Raw genomic sequence first — 418 nt, 5'->3', positions numbered from 1 at the left:
CGCGCACGCCGGCGTTCTCGGATATCGGTGTTGATGCCGAGCACCCCGTTGACCTTGCCTTCTTCGTCGCGCACCACCGTCCAGCGTGCTTCGATGGCCACCGTTGAACCATCTCTGGCGTGCTGCTCCAGTTCACCGGTCCAGTCCCCTTCATTGGCCAGCGTGCGGGCCATGGCGTCCACAAGCACCTGGGGATCCTCGTACATGAACTCTTCCATCGATTTTCCCAGCACTTCTTCGGCCGTCCAGCCGTAAAGGCGTTCGGCACTCTTGTTCCAGAAACGTATGGTCCGGTCCAGGTTGCGGACCATGATGGCATCCTGGGCCCTGTCCAGCAGCGAGGCCTGTTCGCGCAGTTTGACTGCGGCCTGGCGCGCCGCCTCCTGGCTGCGCTGGCGCTCCAGCCGTTCTCTCAAGC

Annotated in this window: 1 protein-coding gene; it reads right to left on the bottom strand. The window is 63.2% G+C overall.

Translation table 11 applies throughout. The features are described 5' to 3' along the window. The coding region (locus AC1DOK_RS24590; RefSeq protein WP_477556896.1) for a PAS domain S-box protein at positions 1 to 418 on the bottom strand (418 nt) is incomplete at both ends.

The organism is Paenibacillus sp. P5_B5 (genome assembly GCF_056400365.1).
Note: the sequence above shows the minus strand (reverse complement) of the source record. Positions and strands in the feature narration are given on the sequence as shown.